28 protein-coding genes are annotated in these 25168 nt (G+C 63.3%); 17 read left to right on the plus strand and 11 right to left on the minus strand.

Annotated elements, in window-relative coordinates; genetic code table 11:
• The first annotated feature begins 142 nt into the window (after positions 1-142).
• Positions 143-463, plus strand: coding sequence for a DUF1289 domain-containing protein (locus tag VE092_RS18130; RefSeq protein ID WP_324879155.1), 321 nt, complete (start codon positions 143-145; stop codon positions 461-463).
• Between the two features lie 24 nt (positions 464-487).
• On the opposite strand, the gene VE092_RS18135 is transcribed toward VE092_RS18130, so the two are convergent.
• On the minus strand, positions 488-886 hold the full coding sequence (locus tag VE092_RS18135) for an NINE protein (protein WP_077238222.1): 399 nt from the start codon (positions 884-886) through the stop codon (positions 488-490).
• 288 nt (positions 887-1174) lie between these two features.
• Between VE092_RS18135 and VE092_RS18140 the strand changes: the two genes are divergently transcribed.
• The 6 genes from VE092_RS18140 to VE092_RS18165 all read left to right on the plus strand — a co-directional run bounded on the left by VE092_RS18140 (position 1175) and on the right by VE092_RS18165 (position 7369).
• Positions 1175-2509 carry an MFS transporter gene (locus tag VE092_RS18140; protein WP_077238243.1) on the plus strand — a complete coding sequence of 445 codons (1335 nt, stop codon included), beginning with the start codon at positions 1175-1177 and terminating at the stop codon, positions 2507-2509.
• 61 nt (positions 2510-2570) lie between these two features.
• Complete coding sequence (locus tag VE092_RS18145; RefSeq protein ID WP_324879157.1) at positions 2571-3269, plus strand: DUF4197 domain-containing protein; 699 nt, start codon at positions 2571-2573, stop codon at positions 3267-3269.
• A gap of 606 nt (positions 3270-3875) precedes the next feature.
• A complete protein-coding gene (locus tag VE092_RS18150; protein ID WP_324879159.1) occupies positions 3876-4589 on the plus strand; it encodes an ABC transporter permease in 714 nt (237 codons plus the stop codon).
• A gap of 74 nt (positions 4590-4663) precedes the next feature.
• The gene (locus VE092_RS18155) at positions 4664-5578 is read left to right on the plus strand and encodes a glycine betaine ABC transporter substrate-binding protein (RefSeq protein ID WP_324879161.1); all 915 of its coding nucleotides are present in this window, start codon (positions 4664-4666) and stop codon (positions 5576-5578) included.
• Between the two features lie 10 nt (positions 5579-5588).
• Positions 5589-6239: an ABC transporter permease gene (locus VE092_RS18160; protein ID WP_324879163.1), complete on the plus strand. Its 651-nt coding sequence runs from the start codon at positions 5589-5591 to the stop codon at positions 6237-6239.
• Positions 6236-7369: an ABC transporter ATP-binding protein gene (locus VE092_RS18165; protein ID WP_324879165.1), complete on the plus strand. Its 1134-nt coding sequence runs from the start codon at positions 6236-6238 to the stop codon at positions 7367-7369. Before VE092_RS18160 ends, VE092_RS18165 begins: the two co-directional genes overlap by 4 nt.
• A gap of 82 nt (positions 7370-7451) precedes the next feature.
• Here VE092_RS18165 and VE092_RS18170 read toward each other — a convergent pair whose 3' ends face one another.
• Entirely contained in the window at positions 7452-8345 is an 894-nt protein-coding gene (locus tag VE092_RS18170; RefSeq protein ID WP_006464556.1) for a LysR family transcriptional regulator, read from the minus strand.
• A 159-nt stretch (positions 8346-8504) separates the two neighbouring features.
• Between VE092_RS18170 and speB the strand changes: the two genes are divergently transcribed.
• The 6 genes from speB (at position 8505) to VE092_RS18200 (ending at position 14287) form a co-directional block, all read left to right on the plus strand.
• On the plus strand, positions 8505-9458 hold the full coding sequence (gene speB / locus VE092_RS18175) for an agmatinase (RefSeq protein ID WP_180667417.1): 954 nt from the start codon (positions 8505-8507) through the stop codon (positions 9456-9458).
• A gap of 63 nt (positions 9459-9521) precedes the next feature.
• Entirely contained in the window at positions 9522-10958 is a 1437-nt protein-coding gene (gene argH / locus VE092_RS18180) for an argininosuccinate lyase (protein WP_324879168.1), read from the plus strand.
• Positions 10955-11830, plus strand: a complete 876-nt coding sequence (locus tag VE092_RS18185) for an amino acid ABC transporter permease (RefSeq protein ID WP_324879170.1) — start codon at positions 10955-10957, stop codon at positions 11828-11830. The genes argH and VE092_RS18185 overlap by 4 nt, the downstream gene beginning before the upstream one ends.
• Positions 11827-12594: an amino acid ABC transporter ATP-binding protein gene (locus VE092_RS18190; protein ID WP_324879172.1), complete on the plus strand. Its 768-nt coding sequence runs from the start codon at positions 11827-11829 to the stop codon at positions 12592-12594. Before VE092_RS18185 ends, VE092_RS18190 begins: the two co-directional genes overlap by 4 nt.
• A 37-nt stretch (positions 12595-12631) precedes the next feature.
• On the plus strand, positions 12632-13474 hold the full coding sequence (locus tag VE092_RS18195; protein WP_182994503.1) for an ABC transporter substrate-binding protein: 843 nt from the start codon (positions 12632-12634) through the stop codon (positions 13472-13474).
• 3 nt (positions 13475-13477) lie between these two features.
• On the plus strand, positions 13478-14287 hold the full coding sequence (locus VE092_RS18200) for a class II aldolase/adducin family protein (RefSeq protein ID WP_324879175.1): 810 nt from the start codon (positions 13478-13480) through the stop codon (positions 14285-14287).
• A 101-nt stretch (positions 14288-14388) separates the two neighbouring features.
• Here VE092_RS18200 and VE092_RS18205 read toward each other — a convergent pair whose 3' ends face one another.
• The 5 genes from VE092_RS18205 to VE092_RS18225 form a co-directional block, all read right to left on the minus strand.
• The gene (locus VE092_RS18205; RefSeq protein ID WP_102661539.1) at positions 14389-14874 is read right to left on the minus strand and encodes a GNAT family N-acetyltransferase; all 486 of its coding nucleotides are present in this window, start codon (positions 14872-14874) and stop codon (positions 14389-14391) included.
• A gap of 42 nt (positions 14875-14916) precedes the next feature.
• Positions 14917-16452 carry a DEAD/DEAH box helicase gene (locus tag VE092_RS18210; protein WP_324879177.1) on the minus strand — a complete coding sequence of 512 codons (1536 nt, stop codon included), beginning with the start codon at positions 16450-16452 and terminating at the stop codon, positions 14917-14919.
• Positions 16453-16623: 171 nt separating this feature from the next.
• Positions 16624-17379: an alpha/beta hydrolase gene (locus tag VE092_RS18215; protein WP_324879179.1), complete on the minus strand. Its 756-nt coding sequence runs from the start codon at positions 17377-17379 to the stop codon at positions 16624-16626.
• Positions 17380-17400: 21 nt separating this feature from the next.
• A complete protein-coding gene (locus tag VE092_RS18220) occupies positions 17401-17934 on the minus strand; it encodes a VOC family protein (RefSeq protein ID WP_324879181.1) in 534 nt (177 codons plus the stop codon).
• Positions 17935-18033: 99 nt separating this feature from the next.
• Complete coding sequence (locus tag VE092_RS18225; RefSeq protein WP_006712869.1) at positions 18034-18831, minus strand: inositol monophosphatase family protein; 798 nt, start codon at positions 18829-18831, stop codon at positions 18034-18036.
• Between the two features lie 307 nt (positions 18832-19138).
• On the opposite strand from VE092_RS18225, the gene VE092_RS18230 reads away from it, so the two are divergent.
• Both VE092_RS18230 and VE092_RS18235 read left to right on the plus strand, forming a co-directional pair.
• Positions 19139-19966, plus strand: a complete 828-nt coding sequence (locus tag VE092_RS18230) for an RNA methyltransferase (protein WP_077238211.1) — start codon at positions 19139-19141, stop codon at positions 19964-19966.
• Between the two features lies 1 nt (position 19967).
• The gene (locus VE092_RS18235) at positions 19968-20690 is read left to right on the plus strand and encodes a 16S rRNA pseudouridine(516) synthase (RefSeq protein WP_324879184.1); all 723 of its coding nucleotides are present in this window, start codon (positions 19968-19970) and stop codon (positions 20688-20690) included.
• 29 nt (positions 20691-20719) lie between these two features.
• Here VE092_RS18235 and VE092_RS18240 read toward each other — a convergent pair whose 3' ends face one another.
• From VE092_RS18240 to VE092_RS18250, 3 genes are all read right to left on the minus strand, one after another.
• Positions 20720-21034, minus strand: coding sequence for a type II toxin-antitoxin system RelE/ParE family toxin (locus VE092_RS18240; RefSeq protein WP_324879187.1), 315 nt, complete (start codon positions 21032-21034; stop codon positions 20720-20722).
• Between the two features lie 355 nt (positions 21035-21389).
• Complete coding sequence (hslO, locus tag VE092_RS18245) at positions 21390-22319, minus strand: Hsp33 family molecular chaperone HslO (protein ID WP_324879189.1); 930 nt, start codon at positions 22317-22319, stop codon at positions 21390-21392.
• 20 nt (positions 22320-22339) lie between these two features.
• Positions 22340-22864, minus strand: coding sequence for a gamma carbonic anhydrase family protein (locus tag VE092_RS18250; protein ID WP_006712877.1), 525 nt, complete (start codon positions 22862-22864; stop codon positions 22340-22342).
• Positions 22865-22992: 128 nt separating this feature from the next.
• Here VE092_RS18250 and VE092_RS18255 point away from each other — a divergent pair, with 128 nt between their 5' ends.
• Together VE092_RS18255 and VE092_RS18260 are read left to right on the plus strand one after the other, a co-directional pair.
• Complete coding sequence (locus VE092_RS18255; protein WP_324879191.1) at positions 22993-23838, plus strand: ferritin-like domain-containing protein; 846 nt, start codon at positions 22993-22995, stop codon at positions 23836-23838.
• Between the two features lie 124 nt (positions 23839-23962).
• The gene (locus tag VE092_RS18260) at positions 23963-24310 is read left to right on the plus strand and encodes a hypothetical protein (RefSeq protein WP_077238241.1); all 348 of its coding nucleotides are present in this window, start codon (positions 23963-23965) and stop codon (positions 24308-24310) included.
• A 122-nt stretch (positions 24311-24432) separates the two neighbouring features.
• On the opposite strand, the gene VE092_RS18265 is transcribed toward VE092_RS18260, so the two are convergent.
• A partial coding sequence (locus VE092_RS18265; protein WP_324879193.1) for an alpha/beta fold hydrolase occupies positions 24433-25168 on the minus strand: 736 nt, incomplete at its 5' end.

The raw sequence follows: 25168 nt of genomic DNA on the forward strand, positions 1-25168 counted from the left end.
TACTTCCCCTCGGTCGTTTGCTTGAAAGACTGGTACTCGGGGAAAGCAGACGGCCGTTTCAAAAAGTAGCAAATGCAGCAAATGCAGCAAATGCAGCAAATGCAGTAACGCAGTAACTGAAGTAACCGTAGCAGAGGTAGTCGTGGGCAGCCCGCATCCGCAAGGATGCGGGCTTTTTTCGTCGGTCGATTTCCGTATTGATGATGCCGTCAATGATGCCCGGCCTGCAGCGCCCGCCACATTGAAGTACAGTCAGGCCTTTGGCGTATTCAGGTGGGAAGTGAAATTGGGAAAAGAGGTCAAGAGCCCTTGCGTCTCCTTGTGCAAGCTCAAGCACGAAGTCTGTACCGGCTGCGGGCGCACCCGGGATGAAATCAAGGACTGGAAATCGATGAAGCGCAAGGCGCAGCTGGAAACCGTCCATCTCGCCGCCAAGCGCCTGAAGGCCCTGAAGAAGAAATAGCGGCGGCCGTGTGCCGCCGCGAGCCTACGTCCTGGCACCGTGGTTGCGTTCCGAAATCTGCGCGTTAAGCGTCCAGAAATCGTAGAGCACGCCCAGCAGGAAGAAGCCGCCGGTGAACAGGTAGACGATGCCCGAAATCCACTTGCCGATATACATGCGGTGTACGCCAAACAGGCCCAGGAAGGTCAGCAGCAGCCACGCCACCGAGTAATTGACCTCGCCACCGACGAAGCGCGCATCGGCCTGGCGGTCCATCGAAGGGATCAGGAACAGGTCGATGATCCAGCCGATGCCCAGCAAGCCCAGCGTGAAGAACCAGATCGTGCCCGTCACCGGCTTGCCGTAGTAGAAGCGGTGAGCGCCGGTGAATCCAAAGATCCAGAGCAGGTAGCCCAGGGTTTTGCTATGGGTGTCGTTGTTCATGCAGGCTCCAGAAAAAGTGCAGTTCAAAACCGTAAAAAGTAGGCGGCCCGGCACATTGTAGTGCGCGCACGGCGCCTTGCCTTAAGGTAGAGCTACAAACAGAAGTGAAGTTCAGCAACAGGCACCGGTCAGCAAAGGCCCGCGGGGCTTGCCCGCAAGAAAAGCTCAACTGGTATAAACTGTGAAGCTTCAGGAGGCACAGAACCTCCGCCACCTTCATTCCGCCATCTGTTGCCCATCGTGCGACCTTCGCTGCTCATCCCGCTTATCGTCGGCTGTGCGCTGTTCATGGAAAACATGGACGCCACCGTGCTGGCCACCTCGCTCCCCGCGCTGGCGCGCGATCTCAACCAGGACCCGATCACCCTCAAGCTGGCCATGACCGCCTATGTCGCGGCGCTGGGCGTGTTCATCCCGATCTCCGGCTGGATGGCCGACAAGCTGGGCGCGCGCAAGGTGTTCAGCGCGGCCATGATCGTGTTCATGACCGGTTCCATCCTGTGCGCGGTCTCCGGGTCGCTGGTGACCTTCGTGGCGGCGCGCTTCCTGCAAGGCATCGGCGGGGCCATGATGGTGCCGGTGGGGCGGGTCATCATCGCCCGCTCGGTGGACAAGTCCGAACTGGTCAAGGCGGTCAGCTACCTCACCCTGCCGGCGCTGCTGGGGCCGGTGGTGGGGCCGCTGCTGGGTGGTTTCATCACCACCTACTTCCACTGGCGCTGGGTATTCCTGATCAATATCCCGTTCTGCTTCCTCGGCCTGTACCTGGCCAAGCGCTTCATCCAGAACTTCAAGGAAGACGACCCGGCACCGCTGGATGTGAAGGGTTTTGTACTGACCTCGGTCGGCGCAGCCATGATCATGCTGGGCCTGTCGCTGTTCGGCAGCCATCTGGTGGATGGCGCCACGCCGGTGGCCATGTGCTCCATCGGCGCCATCGCGCTGGTGATGTACTACCGCCATTCCACCCAGATCGCCTTCCCGCTGCTGGACTTCCGGCTGCTGCGCATTCCCACCCTGCATGCCAGCGTGGTGGGTGGTTCGCTGTTTCGCATCGGCCTGGGCGCCGTGCCTTTCCTGCTGCCGCTGGCCTTGCAGGAAGGGTTGGGGATGACCGCCTTCCAGGCCGGCAGCATCACCTGTGCCTCGGCCTTCGGCTCGCTGTTCATCCGCCTGCTGGCCAGCCGTGTGCTGCGCCGCTATGGCTTCCGCACGGTGCTGATGGTCAATGCCGTGTTCGCCGGTATTGCCCTGGCGGCGTACGGTATCTTCAGCATCCATACGCCTTATCTGCTCATTGTCACCATCGTGTTGATGGGCGGCGTGTTCCCGGCGCTGCAGTTCACCTGTCTCAATTCGATTGCCTATGCCGACATCGACAACCGCGATGCCGGTCGCGTCACCAGCCTGGCCAGCGTGATCCAGCAGCTGTCGCTGGGCCTGGGCGTGACCGTGGCCGGCATTGTGCTGCAGCTGTCGAACCACCTGCAAGGCCATTCCAGCATCGTCGCTGCCGACTTCTGGCCGGCCTTCGTGGTGATCGGCCTGTTCTCGGTAGCCTCGGTGCCGATCAGCGGCAGGCTGCCGCACAACGCTGGCCTGGAGCTGTCGCGCGGCAAATGAGCCGATAGGGGAGACGGGGCAGGGCTGGTATCATCGCCGCACCGTCACGATGGAGTTCCGCATGTCCCTTCCTTCCTCCCCGCTGCGGCGCCTGGTTGCGTCCAGCCTGATCCTCGCCTCCTGCAGCGCCTTCGCATTTTCCCTCTCCGACCTGAGCAACCAGGACGCCAGCGCCGGCTTGAAGGCCGCGCTGGAAAAGGGCGCCAGCACGGCGGTCGCCAACCTCGGGCGTCCCAATGGCTTCCTCAATAACGACAAGGTCAAGATCCACCTGCCCGGTGCTCTGGAGCAGGCCATGCCCATCCTGCGCATGACCGGCATGGGTGGCCAGGTCGATGGCCTGGTGGCCGACATGAACCACGCCGCCGAAGCCGCCGTGCCGCTGGCCAAGCCGCTGCTGATCAACGCGGTCAAGTCCATGTCGGTGAGCGATGCCAAGAACATCCTGACCGGTGGCGACACCTCGGTGACCGACTTCTTCCGCCAGAAGACCTCGGGTGAGCTGGCCGTGAAGTTCCTGCCTCTGGTCAAGCAGATCACCGACCGCAACGGGCTCTCCGGCCGCTATAACGCGGTGATGGGGCAGGTCGCCAAGTCCGGACTGGTCAGCGCCGACCAGAGCACGGTGGAGGGCTACGTCACGCAGCGCGCGCTGGATGGTCTGTTCCTGATGATCGGCGAAGAGGAAAAGGCGATCCGCAAGGACCCGGTGGGCAGTGGCAGCGCCATCATCGGCAAGGTGTTTGGGGCCATCCGCTGAATACGATCCAGGCCGATTCCTGATTTCCGACGCTGGCCGCCGCCAGCAGGTTGCATGAAAAAAATCGCCAGTCACAGCCGTGACTGGCGATTTTTTTTTGACGCTTTACATCCTCGCCAAGCTCGGCAGGATGCCGCTTGGGGCAAGGGATAGCGCGGGGTGGGCGGTTTTCGGGTTACCCTCTTTTAACAGCATATTGACCGCTGTTGGGAACTTTTAAAAGTGCTTCAGATCTCCAAGTTATGGATTCATATTGCTACATTGCTGGACAGCATTAAGCGATTGGTTTAAACTATCGTTTGTCTTCGCGACATAACTTGTTCAACTACGACTCTCAGCAGTGTCCGATCCGCGCTTGTGCGGGTTGTCCAAATTTCCGGCTGGCAGCGCGAACGCCCTCCCGTTCTCCACGGTGACCCGTTCCCATCCCTGTCCGGTGTGCATCATGCCGAGGCTGGCTTCATCGCTTCGGTTTCATCGCTGCCCTTGCAGCTTTCGGTTCGCATCCAAACGATACGCCCTGATGGGCAGCGAACCCCTTAAAAATTGACTCTATAACCCGTCGTCGCGGCGTCATGTCGTGCCGGCTATACCAACGGGGGTAACATGACACGTGTTCGTCACGTCTTCGCCGGCGCATGCGGTATTGCGCTGGTCCTTGCAGGACTGGTCTGGTGGATCGGTCCGGAGGTCATCCAGAAGTATCGCGGTGACCTGATCTACTACACCGGCAAGCATCTGGAACTGGTCTTCTTTTCCATGGCGCTGGCCCTGGTGGCGGGCATTCCGGCCGGTATTGCGCTCTCGCGTCCCTCGATGCAGCGCAGTGCAGAAAAATTCATCCAGATCTTCAACATCGGTAACACCATCCCGTCCATCGCGGTGCTGGCGCTGGCACTGGCTTTCTTCGGCATCGGCAATGGCCCCACCATCCTGGCGCTGTGGCTGGCTTCGCTCCTGCCCATCGTGCGCAATACCTTCGAGGGTTTGAAGAACGTGCCGGCCGCCATGAAGGAGGCGGCGCGCGGTATTGGCATGAAGCCGCACCAGATCCTGCTGCGGGTGGAGTTGCCCAATGCGCTGCCCATCATCGTCGGTGGCGTGCGCACCGCGCTGGCGATCAACGTCGGGACCGCACCGCTGTCGATGCTGATCGGCGGCGAGAGCCTGGGCGGCCTGATCTTCCCCGGCATCTACCTCAACAACCACGGCCAGCTGCTGCTGGGCGCGGCGGCCACGGCCTTGCTGGCACTGGTGCTCGATGCCCTGGTGACGACGCTCTCCGGCCTCTACCTGGCCCGACGCGGGCTGCGTACCTGAAGCCGCGCAGCGCAGACTTCCATCACAAGAACGACCGCACGCCGTCGTATCGGCATAGCGGTAGAGAGGAAAGCATGACAAGCAAGACCATCGCAAAATACGCCCTGTGTGCCCTCGCCATGGGCCTGGCCATGTTCGGCGCAGCCCGTGCGCAGGCGCAGAACCTGGTCATCGGCGGCAAGAATTTCACCGAGCAATTGCTGCTCTCGGACATGACCGCGCAATACCTGCGCGCCAAGGGCTATGACACCGAATTGAAGAACGGCCTGGGTACCACCCTGATGCGTTCGGCCCTGGAAAGCGGGCAGCTCGACATCGTCTGGGACTACACCGGCACCGCCCTGATCGTCTACAACCACATCGAGGACAAGCTCGATCCCGACCAGATCTACCAGAAGGTCAAGGAGCTGGATGCCCCGCGTGGCCTGACCTGGCTGAACCAGTCCGAGTTGAACAACACCTACGCCTTCGCCATGCCGCGCGAGCTGGCCGAGAAGTACCAGATCCACACGCTGCAAGACCTGGCCAATCGCATCAACGAGGATGATCGCGAAGGCAACAAGCCCCACCTCATGGGCGTGGACTACGAGTTCGCCTCCCGCCCCGACGGCCTGGGGCCGATGCAGGATCTCTACGGCTTCAAGCTCGATCGCAGCGAGGTCAAGCAGATGGACCCGGGACTGGTCTATACGGCCCTGAAGAACGAACAGATCTTCGTCGGCCTGACCTATGCCTCGGACGGCCGCATCAAGGGCTTCGACCTGCAGCTGCTGGAGGATGACAAGGGCTACTTCGCCGCCTACAAGGCGACCCCGGTGGTGCGCCAGGACATCCTGGAGAAGAACCCCGAGCTGGCCGGGCAATTGAACGAACTGGCCGCCAAGATCGACACGGCGACCATGACCGAACTGAACAAGCGCGTCGACATCGACCAGGAACCGGTGGCCAAGGTGGCCGCCGACTTCTTGAAGCAAGCCGGCCTGATCTGAGGAGGGGACCATGAACATCTTCCAATACCTGCAATCGGACTGGCCCCACATCCTTGAACTGACCCTGCAACACCTGAAGCTGGTGGGCATCGCGGTCAGCCTGGCGATCCTCTTCGGCGTGCCGCTGGGCATCCTGGTGGTGCGCGTGCGCTGGCTGGCTGGTCCGCTGATGGGCCTGGCGACCATCGTGCTGACGCTGCCCTCCATCGCCCTGTTCGGGCTGATGATCCCGGTGTTCTCCAAATTCGGCGCGGGCATCGGCCCCTTGCCGGCCATCACCGCCGTGTTCCTGTATTCGCTGTTGCCGATCATGCGCAACACCTACCTGGCGCTGGAAAACATCGAAGCCGGCGTCAAGGAGGCCGGCATCGGCATCGGCATGACCTTCTGGCAGCGCCTGCGCATGGTGGACCTGCCGCTGGCGGTGCCGGTGATCCTGGGCGGCGTGCGCACCGCCGTGGTGATGAATATCGGCGTGATGGCCATTGCCGCCGTCATCGGCGCCGGCGGCCTGGGCGTGCTGATCCTGCATGCCATCAGCCAGAGCAATATGCAAAAACTCGTGGTCGGCGCCGTGATGATCAGCGTCCTTGCGATCATCGCCGACACCCTGCTGCAACGACTGCAGAAAATCCTGACACCGAAAGGAGTTCAAAAATGATAGCACTGGACCAACTGAGCAAGACCTACACCCAAAAGGATGGCACCCAGGTCAAGGCGGTGGATGCCGTCAGCCTGAAGGTGGCCGAAGGCGAAATCTGCGTCTTCCTCGGCCCCTCGGGATGCGGCAAGACCACCACCCTGAAGATGATCAACCGCCTCATCAATCCGACCTCCGGCCGCGTGCTGTTGAACGGGCAGGACACCTCCGGCATCGATGAAGTCGAACTGCGCCGCCATATCGGCTACGTGATCCAGCAGATCGGCCTGTTCCCCAACATGACCATCGAGGAAAACATCACCATCGTTCCGCGCCTTTTGGGCTGGGACAAGAAGCGCTGCCGCGAGCGCGCTACCGAGCTGATGGCCATGGTGGCGCTGGACCCGAAGAAATTCCTCAAGCGCTATCCGCGCGAATTGTCCGGCGGCCAGCAGCAGCGCATCGGCGTCATCCGCGCCCTGGCGGCGGACGCCCCGGTGCTGCTGATGGACGAACCCTTCGGCGCAGTCGACCCGATCAACCGCGAATCGATCCAGAACGAGTTCTTCCAGATGCAGCGGCAGTTGAACAAGACCGTCATCATGGTCAGCCATGACATCGACGAAGCCATCAAGCTGGGCGACAAGGTGGCCGTCTTCCGCGCCGGCAAGCTGGTGCAGTTCGACAATCCCGATACCTTGCTGGCCCGTCCCAAGGATGATTTCGTGAGCGCCTTCGTCGGCCAGGATCACACCTTGAAGCGCCTGCTGCTGGTGCGTGCCGGCGAGGCCGCCACCACCCCCGCCACGGCGCAGCCGGATGTGTCTTGCGATCAGGCCCTGGCACTGATGGATGACCAGGATTCGCGCTATCTGACCATCATCGATGCTGACAACCGCGCCCTGGGCTACCTGACCCGCCGTGATGTGCGCGGCAATACCGGCGTGGCCGAGGACATGGTCCGTCCCTTCACCATGAATGCCGCCCCGGATGAAAACCTGCGCGTGGTGCTCTCCAAGATGTACAAGCACAGCACCAGCTGGATGCCGGTGATCGCCAACGATGGCAGCTACCTGGGCGAGGTGACCCAGGATTCGATCGCCAGCTATCTGAGTTCGGGCAAGTCGCGCGGGATGGCGATGGCGGCTTGATTCTTCACATCAGCCGTGGAAAGCAGAAGGGCAATGCGCAGGCATTGCCCTTTTTTTGCGTCATGCAGCGCTTCACCGTGGCTTATTGCGCCGCCTTCAGGTCTTCCAGGAAGGCTGCCACGATGGGTTCGTTCACGCTGCTGCGATTGGTGACCACGCTGATGCCGACCTCATAGGACAGCTCGGTCCGGTTCAAGGCCCGCATCTGCCCGCGCGCTACATACTCGCGCCCCATCTCCTCGGGCAGGTAACCCAGGTGCTGGCCGGAGAGGATGAGGATGGACATGGCTTCCATATTGCCGGTCACGGCCATGATGTTGCGCCGGTGGATGGGCACATGGCCGGGCGGCACCGGATAGTCGCGCCAGGCCCAGGCGTGTTGTGCGGCCTGTTCCGGGGCGATCTCGCCGGGCTGGTCGAACAGCGGGTGGGGCGGGGCGCAATAGGCCACCTGGCGCTCCAGCATCAGCTGCGTGTACTGCAGGGCGGTGACGCGGCGCCAGAAGTAGCCGATGGCGATCTGGATGCTGCCGTTCAGGAGCATCTCTTCCAGCTCGCTGGGGGTGCGCACCAGCAGTTCGATGCGCACCGCCTCATCACGCTGGCGGAACTGGCGGATCACGTCCGAGAGTCGGGTGTTGTGGTGGGCCGGGGTGTGGCCGATCAAGCCGATGGAGAGGGTGCCGACCAGGCGCTTGTCGAGATTGCGGGCTTCCATGCCGAACTCGGAGAGCGCATCCATCATGCGGCGCGCCGAATCGGCAAACTTCTCGCCCTTGGCGGTGAGCTTGAAACCGGCCCGGCCGCGCTCGCAGAGACGAAAACCCAGGCGCGTCTCCAGCGTGTTCAACTGGGCGCTGATGGTGGACTGGCCGACATTGAGCTTGGCCTGCGCCGCCGACACCCCATGCGAATCCACCACCGCCAGGAAGACGCGGATCAGCCGCAGGTCCAGATCGAAGACATTGTTGAGCATGATGAGTGGGCGGGCGGCGAGGGCGGCGAGGTCGTGGGGGGAGACCGCATTCTTGCATTGATGAAAATCGATGTAAACGTCGCCACATCGATATATTTTCGCTAATCATGCCTCGCTAGAATGCATTCAAGCTCATTGGCGATACAAGGATAAGCATCGATGGAACATGCACTATATCAGCCCCTCGGGGGTAATGTGATGCCCCGTTTTGGGGGGATTGCCACCATGATGCGCCTGCCGCATGTGGAAAATCCCGCTGGCCTGGACGTCGGATTCGTCGGCGTGCCGCTGGATATCGGCACTTCCAACCGCTCCGGCACGCGTTTCGGTCCGCGCCAGATCCGCACCGAATCGGTGCTGCTGCGCCCCTACAACATGGCCACCCGGGCCGCGCCCTTCGATTCGCTGAAGGTGGCCGATCTCGGCGACGTGGCCCTGAATCCCTACAGCCTGCTGGATTCGGTGCGCATGATCGAGGAAGCCTACGACGCCATCTATGCCACCGGCTGCAAGACCATCAGCCTGGGCGGCGACCATACGCTGACCTTGCCCATCCTGCGGGCCATGGCGCGTCATCGCGGTCCGGTCGGGCTGATCCACGTGGACGCCCATGCCGACGTCAACGACACCATGAACGGCGAGAAGATCGCCCACGGCACACCCTTCCGGCGCGCCTTCGAAGAAGGCCTGCTGGACCCGAAGCGGGTGGTGCAGATCGGCCTGCGTGGTACCGGTTACCACGCCGACGACTTCGACTGGTGCCGCGCCCAGGGTTTCCGGGTGGTGCAGGCCGAGGAGTGCTGGCATCGCTCGCTGGCGCCGCTGATGGAAGAGGTGCGCGCGCAGATGGGCGACGGGCCGGTCTATCTCACCTTCGATATCGATGGCCTCGATCCGGCCTTCGCGCCCGGCACCGGCACGCCGGAAATCGGCGGACTGACGGTGCAGCAGGGGATGGAGATCATCCGTGGCTGCAAGGGGTTGGACATCGTCTCGGCCGACGTGGTCGAGGTCTCGCCACCCTATGACCAGGCCGGCACCACCGCGCTGGTGGCGGCCAACCTGGCATACGAAATGCTCTGTGTCTTCCCGGGTGTGAAATATCGTGCCTGATCGCGCGCCCGATACTGCAACCCATTGCATCACCCCGCCACTACCGCATGAGAAGGAAGCAGCATGACTGATACCCGCCTCTGGGGCGCGCGTTTCCGTTCGCCACCCGACCCGGCCCTGATGACACTCTCGCGGGGCGGCCTGGATCATTTCCGGCTGACCCGTTTCGACATCGTCTCGTCCCAGGCCCATGCGCGCCAGTTGCGCCTGGCCGGGCTGCTGACCGAGGCCGAATGCAACGCCATCGTCGCCAAGCTCGGCGAACTTGATGCCGCCATCGCCAGTGGTGCCGTGCGGCCCACGGCAGGCGACGAGGACGTGCATACCTTCATGGAGCGCGTGCTGGTGGAAGCGCTCGGCCCGACCGGCGCCAAGCTGCGGGCCGGCCGTTCGCGCAATGACCAGGCGGCCAACAACCTCAAGCTCTATTTGCGGGAGCAGGCACGCGCCATCGGCGCCTTGCTGCTGGACCTGCAGGACTCCCTGACGCACCAGGCCGGCCAGCATCTCGATACGCTGGTGCCCGGCTTCACCCATCTGCAGGCGGCGCAGCCGGTGGTGTTTGCACACCAGTTGCTGGCCCATGCGCAGACCTTCAGTCGCGACATCTCGCGCCTGATCGACTGGGACCGGCGCGCCGCCTATTCGCCGCTGGGTGCGGCGGCCATGGCGGGGTCCGCCATTGCCCTGCATCCGGCGATCTCGGCCGCCGAGCTGGGCTATGACGGCCCCTGCGAAAACTCCATCGATGCCGTCGGCAGCCGTGATCACGTGGCCGAATTCCTGTTCGTCTGTGCCATGCTGGGGACGCATCTCTCGCGCCTGTCGGAAGAAGTCACGCTGTGGGTGTCGCGCCAGTTCCGCTGGGTGGAACTGGACGATGCCTTCTCCACCGGCAGTTCCATCATGCCGCAGAAGAAGAACCCCGATATCGCCGAACTCACGCGTGGCCGTTCGGCGCGCCTGATCTCGCTGCTGATGGACATGCTGGTGGCCTTGAAGGGGCTGCCGTTTTCCTACAATCGCGATCTGTCCGAAGACAAGTATTCGGCCTTCGAGGCCATCGACGTGCTGCACATGGTCTTGCCCGCCATGGCCGGCATGATGCGCACGCTGCAGGTGAACAAGGAGCGCATGCGCGCCGATGCCACCCAGGGCTTCACCCTCGCCACCGAAGTGGCGGACTGGCTGTCGCGACGCGGTGTGCCATTCGCCCAGGCGCACGAGATCACCGGTGCCATGGTGCGCGCCTGCGAAGAGCGCGGAGTGGAGCTGCACCAGCTGAGCGATGCAGAGTTGAAAGTCATTAGTTCACATCTGTTGCCGGAAGTACGAACGGTTCTCACGCCCGAGGCCGCTGTGGCGGCGCGTAGCGGCCATGGCGGTACCGCACCGCTGCAGGTGCAGGCTCAGCTGGAGAGATTGCAGGCTACCGTGGCTGTGCAGCGCCAGTGGACGCAGCAGGCGGTGTTGCCATCAGCAGCGGGAGCGACAGCATGAGCACCATCTCTCCCTATGCCATCGACCACCTCAAGGTGGTACCGCGCCGCTACTACGGACGCTGGCTGTCGGCCGCGTTGATCCTGCTGGCGCTGGGATTCGTGGTACACGCCTTCGCCCACGGCCAGATCGAGTGGGCGGTGGTGGCCAAGTTCATGACGGCCAAGGTGATCCTGCAGGGTCTCCTGAACACCATCCTCATGACCATCTATGCGATGGTGGTGGGCATCGTGCTGGGCGTGGTCTTCGCGGTGATGGTGATGTCGCCCAACAAGCTGCTCAAGGCGGTGGCGACCTTCTACATCTGGTTCTTCCGGGGTACGCCCCTGCTGCTGCAGATGCTGCTGTGGTTCAACCTGGCGCTGGTGTTCCCGACCATGGGTATTCCCGGCTGGTTCGAGGCGCGCACGGTGGACATCATCACGCCCTTCGTGGCCAGCCTCCTGGGACTGGGCATCGGGCAGGGCGCCTATACCGCCGAGGTGGTGCGCGGCGGCATCCTGGCGGTGGACAACGGCCAGACCGAGGCCGCCAAGGCCATCGGCATGACGCGCCTGACCGCCTTGCGCCGCATCGTGCTGCCGCAGGCCATGCGGGTGATCATCCCACCGGTGGGCAATGAGGTGATCAGCATGATCAAGCTGACTTCGGTGGCCAGCGTGATCCAGTTTTCCGAAATCCTGCACAACGCCCAGACCATCTATTTCGCCAATGCCCGCGTGATCGAACTGCTGATCGTGGCGACCATCTGGTACCTGGCGGTGGTGACGGTGTTTTCCATCGGCCAGCATTTCCTGGAACAGGTATTTTCCCGCGAGCGCCGTGCCCGGGCACGTACCCGTGCGGCCGGCACACAGGGAGCCACAGGATGAGCACACCCATGATCGTGGCCCATGAGGTCCAGAAATACTACGGTGGCTTCCACGCGCTCAAGGGCGTGAACCTGGACGTCGAGGCCGGTGCCGTGACCTGCATCGTCGGTCCTTCGGGGTCGGGCAAGAGCACCTTCCTGCGTTGCATCAACCAGCTGGAAAGCATCGATGGCGGGGCCATCTGGGTCGGCGGTGAATTGCTGGGCTATCGCCGCCGTGGCGACCAGTTGATCGAGCTGTCCGACGGCGAGATCGCCCGCCAACGCCTGGCCAGCGGCATGGTGTTCCAGCGCTTCAACCTGTTTGCCCATATGACGGCACTGCAGAACATCATGGAAGGCCCGGTGGTGGTGCAGAAGCGCCGTCGTGCCGAAGTGAAGGAAGAGGCGCTGGCCCTGCTGGCCCGGGTGGGCCTGGCGGGCAAGGCCGATGCCTATCCCTCTGAACTTTCCGGTGGCCAGCAGCAGCGCGTGGCGATTGCCCGCGCACTGGCCATGCGGCCCAAGCTGATGCTGTTCGATGAACCGACCTCGGCGCTGGACCCGGAGCTGGTCGGCGAAGTGCTGGCGGTGATGAAGGATCTGGCCAAAAGCGGCATGACCATGATCGTGGTCACGCATGAGCTGGGCTTTGCACGTGAAGTCTCCAACCGGGTGGTGTTCATGGATGGCGGCCAGGTGATCGAGGCCGGCACCCCCGGTGAAGTGCTGGCGCGCCCGCAGCACCGACGTACCCAGGAATTCATCGCGGCCATCCTGGCCTGATGCGGCATTGCAGAACTCAACCAGAAAGGGGAATCCCGTGAAGCTGAAACACAAGACCATGTTGGGCCTGGCTACGTTGGCCGCCACCGTCACCCTGGCCGCCAGCGCCGCACACGCGGCCGATCTGCCGGACCGCATCAAGAAGGCCGGCAAGCTGGTCATCGCCTCGCAGGCCAACTACCCGCCCATCGCCTACAAGGACCCGGCCACGGGCGAGCTGATGGGGCTGGACATCGACCTCGGGGCGGCCATCGCCAAGGAACTGGGCCTGAAGGTGGAGTACCAGGAAACCGCCTTTGCCCAGGTCTTCAGTTCGCTCACCACCGGCCGCGCCGACATCGCCATGGTGGCCATCAGCGACACGGCCGAACGCCAGAAGGTGGCCGATTTCATCGACTACATGAAGACTGGCCCGCAATTCTTCACGCTGCAGGCCAATGCGGCCCGCATCAAGGGCATCGCCGACGTCTGCGGCACCAAGGTCGGTGCCAGCCGCAATACCAACTGGCCGGGCCAGATCGCCGGCTGGAGCAAGGATAACTGCGAAGCCAAGGGCAAGCCGGCCATCACCGTGATCGGCACCGAAGGCTCGGTGGATGCGCGCACCCAGTTGAAGACCGGCCGCATCGACGTGGCGGTGCAGGGCAGCGAGACCCTGCCTTACTTCCAGGGCATGGAACCCAATACCTATGTCCTGCTGGGGCAGCCGCTGTTTGCGCAGGAGACCGGCATTCCGGTCTCCAAGAGCGAACCGGGCCTGCGTGATGCGGTGCTGGAGGCCCTGAAGCGCCTGCAGGCCAACGGGACCTACGACAAGCTGCTGGCCAAGTACAAGCTGCAGGGCAGCGCCATGCCGGCTGCGCTCAACCAGGGCAAGTGAGTCATGGCCGGCGTCGAGTTTGATGAAGCCGAGCAGGCCGCCGCCCGCCGGCTGGGCCTGACGGGGGCCGAGGATGTGGAGTGGCAGGCGCGCTGCGAACTGGCGGCGCTGTACCGGCTGCTGGCGCATTTCCGCATGACCGACCTGATCGATACGCACATCTCGGCGCGGGTACCGGGGCAGGCTGGTCACTTCCTGATCAATCGCTATGGCGTGCTGTTCCACGAGATGCGCGCTTCCGATCTGGTCAAGGTGGATGCCCAGGGGCAGGCGGTGCAGATGGGCAGCACCGCCGCGCCGGCGCAGCGGGTCAATCGCGCCGGCTTCGTGATCCATTCGGCGGTGCATCAGGCCCGGCCGGACCTGCATTGCGTGATCCACACGCATACCACGGCCGGGATCGCGGTCTCGGCCCAGCGTGACGGGCTGCTGCCGATCAGCCAGCATGCGCTCAAGTTCTACGGCAAGCTGGCCTATCACGAGTACGAAGGCATCGCCCTCGATACCGAAGAGCGGGAGCGGCTGGTGGCAGCGCTGGGGTCGCACAAGGCCATGATCCTGCGCAACCATGGCTTGCTGGCGGCGGGGGAATCGGTGGCGGCGGCCTTCCATGAAATCTATTTCCTGGAACGGGCCTGCCAGGCGCAGGTGGCGGCGCAAGCGGGTGGGGCCGCCTTGCACCTGCCGGCGGAGGAAGTGCGCCTGCGTGCCGCACGCCAGTTCGACAACGACCAGGCCAGCGGCATCATCGACCTGGCCTGGGAGGCGGCCTTGCGGCTGGTGCAGGAGGCGGGGCCGGGGTATCGCTGCTGAGCGCGTCACCGGTTCTTCAAATCGGCTCTTCAAAAGACAACGCCCGCATCGATGATGCGGGCGTTGTCATGTGCGGGCGGGCGTAAGGGGCAGGCGCAGGTTCAGTCCAGCAGTTTCTGCATGAACATCGCCTTGCCGGTCTCGGCCTTCAATTCATAGCCTTCGAAGCCGCTGGCGCGATACAGCGAACGGGCCACCGTATTGCCTTCCAGGACTTCCAGCGTGAGCTTGCAGCAGCCCAGTGCGCGGGCCTGCTGTTCCACGCTGGCCAGCAACTGCCGGGCCACGCCCTGGCCGCGATAGGCCGGCATCACGGCCAGGTCATGCAGGTTCAGCAGCGGCTTGCAGGAAAAGGTCGAGAACCCTTCGATGCAGGTGGCAAGACCAGCGGGGGTGTCGCCGTCGAAGGCCAGGAAGACATGGGCGGTGGAACGTTTCTTCAGTTCTGCCGCCAGGTTCTGGCGTACGTAGTCCGACAAGGCCTGTCCGCCGCCCATGGCGTCGCTGGCATAGGCGTTGAGGGTCTCGAACAGTGCGGCCGCGTGGGCTGCATTGTCGAGATCGGCCTTGACGACGGAAACTGCCATATCTTCCCTTTCCTCTGATCGAATCGACGTGCCGCGACCGGATTACTTGCCGCTGGCGCGTTGGCCGCCGTGCGTGAGCGCGGACGGACGCGGGCCGCCCTGGCGCGGCTGACCCTGGCTGCGGGCCGGCGCGGCATTGGCCGGACGGGGGGCGCGATTGGCGTTGTTGCCGCCATTGCCACCGTTGCCACCGCCATTACCGGCCTGGCCGCCCTGAGGACGACCCTGGCCGCGCGGCGCATTGCCATTGCCGGGATTGCGCGGCTTGGCCTGCTGCGCTGCGCCGCCACCGGCGTTGGCCGGCTTGGAGCCGCCATTACCATTGCCGGCTGCAGCCGGCTTGCGCGGTGCATTGCGTTGACCGCCACGTCCGCCACCGGCGTTCTGGTGACGACCCTGGCCGCTGCGCAGCTGGATCGGTTGCGGCTTGGCGGTCGGGTCCGGTTCGAAACCGGCGATCACTTCCACCGGGATTTCGCGCTTGATGAAGCGCTCGATGTCGTGCAGCAGGTCGCGCTCGTCCACGCAGACCAGCGACACGGCTTCGCCGGTGGCGCCGGCGCGGCCGGTACGGCCGATGCGGTGGACGTAGTCTTCCGGCACGTTGGGCAGATCATAGTTGACCACGTGCGGCAACTGGTCGATGTCGATGCCGCGGGCAGCGATGTCGGTAGCGATCAGGGCGGTCAGCTTGCCGTCCTTGAACTCGGCCAGGGCCTTGGTGCGGGCCGACTGGCTCTTGTTGCCGTGGATCGCCATGGCGGTGATGCCATCGCGGGCCAGTTGCTCGACCAGCTTGTTGGCGCCGTGCTTGGTGCGGGTGAAGACCAGCACCTGCTTCCACTGGTGGGTCTTGATCAGGTGCGCCAGCATGGGGTGCTTCTTGTCGCGGTCGACCGGGTGGATCTTTTGCGCGATCACTTCCACGGTGGAGTTGCGGCGGGCCACTTCGATCAGGGCCGGGTTGTTCAGCAGGCTGTCGGCCAGCTTCTTGATCTCGTCGGCGAAGGTGGCCGAGAACAGCAGGTTCTGGCGCTTGGGCGGCAGGGCGGCGAGCACCTTGCGGATGTCGCGGATGAAGCCCATGTCCAGCATGCGGTCAGCTTCGTCCAGCACCAGGATCTGGATGTGCTGCAGGTTCACGGTGCCTTGCTGCATGTGGTCCAGCAGGCGGCCGGGGGTGGCGACCAGGATATCGACGCCGCGCTTCAACAGCGTGATCTGCGGATTGATGCCGACACCTCCGAAGATGCAGGCCGAGGTCAGTGGCAGGTACTTGCCGTACTGGCGCACGCTTTCCTCGACCTGGGCCGCCAGTTCGCGGGTGGGGGCCAGGATCAGGGCGCGGATCGGCAGATGACCGTTGATCTTGTTGCGCGGCATGGCCGAGAGGCGTTGCAGCAGCGGCAGGGTGAAGCCGGCGGTCTTGCCGGTGCCGGTCTGGGCGCCGGCCAGCAGGTCGCCACCGGAGAGCACTGCGGGGACAGCCTGGGCCTGGATCGGGGTGGGGGAGGTATAGCCTTGTTCGGAAACGGCACGAACGATTTCGTCGGACAAGCCGAGCGCGGAAAATGACATGAGACTCTGAAAATGGGTTTGGCCTGTGGCCCCGTACGGGCGCCAGTCGCAGGCAAACGGGTTGGAACTTGAGGAGGGCGCGGACTTGACTGGCTATACGCCGCGCAGGCCGCAGTATAACAGCGCAGTCTGCGGGCGACGTGATTTATTTTGCATGCGGATGCGGGCAGCTCATCCGTGTTGCCGGGCCAGGAAGGATTGCACGGGAGGCAGTACCAGCGCGCTTTGCATCAATCCGCCGAAATGCGTGACGCCGGGCAGGCTGACAAATTCTGCCTGTGGCAACAAGGCCGCAGTGCGCTCGACGGCGGCATGGCGCGCATCGGCGTCGCCGCAGAAGAGCAGGCAGGGGAGGTCCATCCGTGCCAGCAGGTCTTGCTGCGAGGGACGCGGTTGCTGGGCGGCGGCGGCCAGGGCCACCAGGTCGTTGGCGCGGATGAGCATCTTCACCTGGGGCGAAATCTGTTCGTCCAGCAGGGCTTCGAAGGTGGCGATGAAGGCCTCGGGGTCGCGGCCGTCGATGCCGTGGAAGCCATCCCAGCTGCGGTCTTCATACGGATGGGCGGCGCCCAGGATGAGGCTGCGCAGGCGCTGTGGCGCATGCCGTACCAGCCCGTAGCCGACCCAGCCGCCCAGCGAGTAGCCGAAGAAATGGGCGCGCTCGATCTGCAGGGCGTCCAGCACGGCCACGGCGTCGCGGCAGCGCTGCAGCTGGGTGTAGGCGGCGGTTTCATGTGGCTTGTCGCTCTGGCCATGGCCCAGGGCATCGAACATGATGACCTGGTAATGCTGGCGCAACACCGAGGTGAAGCCGAAGAAGCGCCAGGCTTCCAGGCTGCTGGTAAAGCCATGGTGCAGGAGCAGGGGCGGGCCTTCACCCTCGACCTGGTAGTGGATTTTGCGGTTGTCGCTCAGGGCAAAGGGCATGGTGGAGATGTGCGGCAGGATTCAGTTGTTGTGATCGACCAGCTTCTTGCAGCGGCGCGCCAGCAGTTCGCGTGAGCGCGCGCAGATTTCTTCGGTGCTGAGGTCTTCGATGTGGGTGGCAATCGACCAGACGTGGCCGAAAGGGTCGCGCAGGGTGCCGGAGCGGTCGCCGTAGAACTGGTTCTGCACCGGTCGCAATTGCACGGCACCGGCGGCAATCGCCTGGCTGAAGACGGCATCGACGTCGGCCACGTAGACCAGCAGGCTTACGCCTGCGCCGCCCAGCGTCTGCGGACTCAGGAAGCCCAGCTCGGGATGTTCGTCGGCCAGCATCACGCGGGCATCGCCGATCTGGATTTCGGCGTGCCAGACCTTGCCGTGGGGACCGTCCAGGCGCATGACTTCCACGGCGCCGAAGGCACGGCCGTAGAACGCGATGGCCTCGGAGGAGGCCTGCACGATCAGGTAGGGAGTGACGCTGTGGTAGCCCGCCGGCAAGGCGCAGGCGGAAGGACTGGACTGGGGCAGCGTGGCTGCGTCAGGCGGGGTGGTCATGTCGTCTCCTCGGTCATCGCCGGTAGCGGCACTATAGCAGCAATGCCAGTGCGGCTACCGGGGTGTGATCACGAGACGAGCTTAAGCAAAAGTGAAGGATCAGGCAAATTCGGACAGCAGGTTGACCTGTTGCGCGAAGATCTTCGGGCTGCCGGCGATGACGTCGCCCTTGTAGAGGTAGTCGGAGTCGCCCTTGAAGGTGCCCACGATACCGCCCGCTTCGGTCACCAGCAGGGAGCCGGCGGCGATGTCCCAGGGCTTGAGGCCCTTCTCGAAGAAGCCGTCCAGGCGGCCGGCGGCGACATAGGCCAGGTCCAGGGCGGCAGCACCCGGGCGGCGCAGGCCGGCGCTGTGCTCGGTCATGACCTTGAACATGGTGACGTATTCGTTCAGGCCGTCCAGGTCGCGGAAGGGGAAGCCGGTGCCGATCAGGGCGTCAGCGATCTTGTCGCGCTTGCCCACGCGGATGCGCTTTTCGTTCAGGTAGGCGCCCGCGCCCTTGGAGGCGGTGAACAGGTCGTTGCGGGTAGGGTCGTAGACCACCGCCTGGGTGATGATGCCGCGCTGTTGCAGGGCGATCGAGACGCAGTATTGCGGGAAGCCGTGGATGAAGTTGGTGGTGCCGTCCAGCGGATCGATGATCCAGACGTTTTCGTTTTCATCGTGCAGGTTGTCGGAAGCACCGGATTCCTCGGCCAGGATGGCGTGGTCGGGGTAGGCGTTCTTGAGCACGTCGATGATGGCATCCTCGGCGGCCTTGTCCACTTCGGTGACGAAGTCGTTGTGCGACTTCTTGGAAACCTTCAGCAGCGACACGTCGAAGGACGCGCGGTTGATGATGGTGGCGGCGCGGCGAGCTGCCTTGATCGCCGTGTTGAGCATGGGTGGGATGATCATTCCGATGGTTCCGTTAAAATTGCGGCCATCGTTGACGATGGCTGCGTTGCTCATCGTCGCCATGGCCGACGGGCCGGCCTCCCGCGTCAAGCTTGCGGAACAGCTGGCCAGGCGAAACCCGGCAGTCAAACCAGTGCGACGATGAAATTAATGAGCGTTGCGCCACCCGCGGCTGTTATGCTTGCGGGTTTGCCATGCAGTCCGGGGCGCAAATCGATCAACCTGAGCCAACCTGGGTTTGATCTGTTGCTGCAATATTGACGTTTTGCCAATATCCTATCCTGGGGCGCGAATCCCGCTATTTTAAATGAACAAGCAAGTGTCAGGACAATCTCTTTTCAGCCGTTTGCGTTTCGTTCTGGTCAATACCAGCAGTCCGGGCAATATCGGCTCGGCGGCGCGGGCCATCAAGACCATGGGCTTTTCGGAGCTGGTGCTGGTCAATCCGCGCTTTCCGGACGCGGTCAAGGAAGATGAAGCCATTGCCTTCGCCAGTGGTGCCCTGGATGTGTTGCAAAATGCACGCATCGTCGGCAGTGTCGAAGAAGCGTTGCAAGGCTGCAACTTTGCCGCCGCCGTCAGCGCCCGCTTGCGCGAGTTTTCGCCGCCGGTGGTCTCGCCCCGCGAGCTGGCGGGCCAGCTGTCACGCGATACCGGGCTCAATGCCGCGCTGCTCTTCGGTAACGAGCGCTTTGGCCTGCCCAACGAGGTGGTGCAGAAGTGCCAGGCGCTGTTGAACATCCCGGCCAACCCCGACTATTCCTCGCTGAACCTGGCGCAGGCGGTGCAGGTGCTGGCCTACGAGTGCCGCATGACGGAGCTGGAAGTGCAGGGCGGGCCGATGCAGACCAGCGGCGATGCGCGCGCGCCGGGCGAGGTCGGCTTCCATGGCCAGAGTGCCAGCGTGGCCGAGATCGAGGGGATGTTTGCCCACCTGGAACAGGCCCTGGTGTCCATCGATTTCCTCAATCCCGACAATCCCAAGAAACTGATGCCGCGCTTGAAACGCATGTTCTCGCGCGCCCAGCTGGAGACCGAAGAGGTCAACATCCTGCGTGGCATCGCCCGCCAGATCCTGGAACCCAAGCAGGCCAAGGCCGGCAAGTCCGGACAGAACGAACAAGGAGAAGGCTGACATGGCCAAGCTGACCCTGGACCGAATCCTGCAATCGCAGGGTTTCGGTTCGCGCAAGTATTGTCGCGAACTGATCGAGGATGGTGAAGTCTCGATCGGTGGTGAAGTGGTGGACGATTACCGGGCCACGCCAGATACCACCGGGCTGGTGCTGACCATCTTCGAGGAAGAGTGGGAATACCGCGAGCACGTCTACATCGCCATCAACAAGCCGCCCAACATCGAGTGCTCGCGCAAGCCCAGCCATCATCCGGGCGTACTGACCTTGCTGCCGGAGCAGTTCACCTGGCGCGATGTGCAACCGGTGGGGCGGCTGGATCACGATACCACCGGGCTGCTGCTCATGTCCGACGACGGCGCCTTCATCCACGCCCAATCCTCACCCAAGCGCCACGTCCCCAAGGTGTATGCGGCCACCACCGCCGAGCCGGTGACCCAGGCGCTGATCGACCAGCTGAAGGCGGGCGTGCAACTGCACGACGAACCGGCCCCGCTGGCCGCCACCCGCTGCCGCCAACTGGGCGAGCACCTGCTGGAGATCGTGCTGGAGCAGGGCAAATACCATCAGGTCAAGCGCATGCTGGCTGCCGCCGGCAATCATTGCAGCGCGCTGTCCCGGGTCGCCATCGGTGGCTTGCATCTGGAGGCGCTGGGACTGGAGGAGGGGGAGTGGACTTACCTGGATGCGCAACAGATGGCGCTGCTGGTGCCGGATCAGGAGTGATCCCGTTCGGCGTTTGCTTCCGGCACGCCCTAATGCTTCATCAGCTTGCGGGTGAGCGCTCGTCTTTCATGCAGTACACGCAGCAGCTTGAGTGTTTCATCGTGTGAACGATAGAACAGCAGATAGGGGAAGCGATCTAGCGGCCACGTGCGCAGCGAGCGATCTGGCAAGAGGTGTGCGTATCGTCGGGAGCCCTTGTCGGGGTGCTGCGTGAGGCCATGCAGGCTGCGTTGAAGTTCTTCGACAAAGCGTTCCGCCAAGGCGACGGAAACTTCAGCGTAATAGTCGGAGATGTCCAGAATGTCGCGTTTCGCGACGGGACTTAGATTCAGGCTGATGTGCACGCGAAATCGTCAACGAGTCGTCAACGAGCTTTGGCGGAGCGTGCGTGGATACGAGCGCGAAGCTGGTCGGCGAGCTCGTCGATACCAACATTGATCGCGGGGCCGGATTCAAGGCCTTCATGGATCAAGGCCTGCAAGCGCTGTTCATCCTCGTCTTGAGGACCGGTCGCCTCCGGGGCGCGGTCGCGGGCCAGACGAGAATATTCCGGGAAAGGGCGGATAGGTGAAGGCATCCGGCGATTATAAGCGCGTTCCGTCAGCGACAGTGCCGCGCCGGCTAGCTGAAGTGGCTACCCGTGCCGATTTGCTGGACATTCCCGAATAAATTCGGCCCTTTTCCGGGTAGCCTGCCTCCTTAATGCCGGACCTCTCCCGCCTCGCTCGCACCACTTACATCGGCCACGAACAGTTGCGCGCAATCCACCGCATCGAACTCATAGTGCTGCCCGCAGAAGTCGCAGTCGATGGCCAGCTTTTCCATCTGCGTCAGTGCTTCGGCGATTTCCTCCTGGCCCAGCATCTTCAGCATGTTGCCGACCTTCTCGCGCGAGCAGGAGCAGTGGAACTGCGGATGTACCGGGTCGAAGACGCGGATGTTCTGTTCCCAGAACAGGCGGTGCATCAGCGTGGCGATGTCGGTGGAGAGCAATTCCTCGCGCCGCAAGGTGTCGCCCAGCATGACCATGTGGTTCCAGGCTTCCAGCTCGCCCTCAGGCTTGGCGGTGGGGGCGGCGGTGCCCCCAATGGTGGGCAGCTTCTGCAGCAGCAGGCCGCGTGAGACGTGTTCGTCGGCGGCCAGCCAGAGCTTGGTGTCCAGTTGCTCGGAACGCAGCATGTAGTTTTCGATCACGGTAGCCACGCTGTCGCCATCCAGCGGCACCACGCCCTGGTAGGCCTGCTGACCGGGCAGCTTGTCCTTGGGGTCGAGGGTGATGACGAAGCGGCCATCCCCGTTGGCGTTGACCAGGTCGCTCAGGGTGGCGTCGTCGGCGATCTGCGCATCGTCGGCCAGCTTGGCGGTGGCGCGCAGCTGCAGTTCGGAGTCGCACTCCACCACCAGCAGCTTGACCGGGCCATCACCGTGGATCTGCATGACGATCATGCCATTGAACTTCAGGTTGGCCGAGAGCAGGGCGGACGCCGCCAGCATCTCGCCCAGCAGCGTGCGTACCGCGACCGGATAGGCGCGGCGGGCCTGGACCTGGCGCCAGGTGTCGGAGATTTCGACCAGCTCGCCCCGCACGGGGGCGTTGTCGACCAGGAATTTTTGCAGCGTGTCTTTCATTGTTTCCTTTGCTTGGCGGCTCAGGCGATGCGCTTGAGCTTGGCCTTGAACTGTTGCGCGCGCTGGACATAGCTGTCCGTGCCGGCGTGCATGCGCGCGATATCTTCTTCACTCAACTGGCGAACCGCCTTGGCGGGGGTGCCGATGATCAGCGAGTTGTCGGGGAATTCCTTGCCCTCGGTCACCAGCGCGCCGGCGCCGACCAGGCAGTTCTTGCCGATCCTGGCGCCATTGAGTACCACCGCCTGGATGCCGATCAGCGCGCCTTCGCCGATGGTGCAGCCGTGCAGCATGGCCTGGTGGCCGATGGTGACATTCTTGCCGATCACCATCGGATAGCCTACGTCGGTATGCAGCACAGCCCCTTCCTGCACATTGCTGTTCTCGCCGATGGTGATGAGTTCATTGTCGCCACGGATGGCCACGTTGAACCAGACGCTGGAATGCGCCTCCATCTTCACCTTGCCCACCACGGTGGACGACTCGGCCACGTAGGCGGTGTCGTGGATTTCGGGGGTGTCCTGCTCCAATTGGTAGATCGCCATAATAAAATCGTCTCCTCGTTACCTGCTGGTCGGTATGTGATGCCTTGCCTTGCGGTGAACTTGTCTTCATATGGAGACAAGTTCGGCGTCCTCAACCGCGTATTTTACCTTCCCTGAAAGTCAGTTCCTTGGATCAGTCCTCTTCCCCAGATGAAGTCTTTTCATTCACCGGCCTGCGTCGTGCTGCCTTGTCTTGCCTGAAAGAAATCCGTCCCGGCATGAAGTGCAGCGCGGTGCGCAGCCTGCGAGCCGCATGGTCGGCGGGCGAGCTGCCCCTGGAGCAGGAGGATCTGGCAGCGCTGGACGCGGGCAGCGGCATCCCGGGCCGTCCGGCGCGGCCGGAACTGGTATCGCCGCTGGAGGTGAAGCATCGTTCCATGGGCACGCCCGAGGGCCGGGCGGCGCTGATCCATGCCCTGGCGCATATCGAGTTCAATGCCATCAACCTGGCGCTGGATGCGGTCTGGCGCTTTCCCGGCATGCCCCGCGATTTCTACGCAGACTGGATGCAGGTCGCCGATGAAGAGGCCTATCACTTCAGTTTGCTGGCCGACCATCTGAAGACGCTTGGCTATGCCTATGGCGATTTCACCGCCCACAATGCCTTGTGGGACATGGCGGAATCGACCAAGGGTGATGTCCTGGCGCGCATCGCGCTGGTGCCGCGCACGCTGGAAGCCCGTGGGCTGGACGCGGCACCGCCCGTGCGTGCCAAGCTGGCGCAGGCGGGCGACCTGGCGGCGGCAGAGATCCTGGATATCATCATGCGCGACGAGGTGGGCCATGTGCTGATTGGCAATCGCTGGTTCAACTGGTTGTGCGAACAGCGTCAGCTGGACCCGGTAGCCACCTTCGCCCAATTGTGCCTGCGCCACAAGGCGCCGCCCCTGCGTGGGCCGTTCAATCTGGAGGCCAGGCGGGCAGCCGGCTTTTCGGACGAGGAAATGCTGATGTTCGCCGATCTTTCGCGATGATCGACGGATTTGCAAGAAATGTAAGCAATTTTCGCGACGGCGGGCCGGTGCTTGCTGTTGTGCTATCGTCTTCCCCGAATTCCGACCTTTCGGAATCGATTATATGAATGGAAAGGATGACAACATGAACAAGATGTCCAAACTGTTGGCCGGTGTGGTCGTGAGCGTTGCCGCCATTTCCCTGCTGGCGGCCTGCCAGAAGAAGGAAGAGCCGGGTCCGGCCGAGGCGCTGGGCAAGAAGATCGATGGCGCCGTGCAGGACGCCGGCAAGAAACTTGACGAGGTGGCCGGCCAGGCCAAGGACCAGACCAGCGAGTCCGGCTCCAAGCTCGATGGCGCCCTGGATCAGGCCAAGGTAGAGGCCAAGGAGGCCTACGAAAAGACCAAGGAAGGTGCCAAGGATCTGGCGCAGAAGACCGGCGAAAAGATGGAGCAGGCCGGTCAGAAGCTGCAGGACGCTACCAAGAAATAAGAAGAAGCAGTCACTCACTATTGCGTACTATTGAGCCGCCGGGTCGTTGCCCGGTGATCCTCACAATGCCGTCCCCGCCAGTGCTGGACGGCATTGTGCTTTTTGGCTGCCCTTTTCAGACGCTATTCGCGGGCATTGTGGATCAGGTCGATCACCATCTTCTGGATGGAGGGCTCCAGCGCCAGCGCGACATGGCCGATGCCGATGACCGGGATATTCCAGGCCCCGTCCAGGTGGGCCGAGCTCTGCGGCGAGATGATGTTGTCGTGATGGGAGTAGATAGAGACGATGTGCGACAGGGCGTCCGCTTCTTCGGTGGCGGCCAGCTTTTGCAGCCATTCGCTGCTGCGGCCTTCTTCGTAGCGGCCCAGCCAGTTCATTTCCCCGCAATTGATGCCGATGCCGAAGTTGGCGATGGCCGTGCCATGGTGGGGCGAGCCCAGGGTGATCACGCGGGCCACGCGGTCGCAGCCGTGGTCGCGCAGGTAGGCGCGGGCGGCCAGTCCGCCCATGCTGTGGGCGACGATGACGATCTTCTTCTGGCCGGTCTCGGCCAGTACGCGTTGCACGGCGGCATGCACCAGCGGCGCATACTCGTCGATGCTGCCGAAGACCGGCTCCATGTCCAGCGCATAGTGGGTGATGTGGGCCTGGCGCAGCTCCAGGCTCATCCAGCGCCAGTAGCCGCTGTTGCATCCATAGCCGTGGATCAGCAGCACCGGCAGCGAGGTCGTATCGGGATAGCTGAACTGGTCGAAGCGCAGGAAGGGCATGGCCCAGGAGGAGCACAGCATGGTCGCCCGGAATTCACGCAGGAACAGGGTGCCGATCTGCAGCCAGCTGATTTCAACCGGGTTG

Origin of the sequence: Herbaspirillum sp. (assembly GCF_035644555.1) — a bacterium.
Taxonomy (GTDB): Bacteria; Pseudomonadota; Gammaproteobacteria; order Burkholderiales; family Burkholderiaceae_D; genus Herbaspirillum.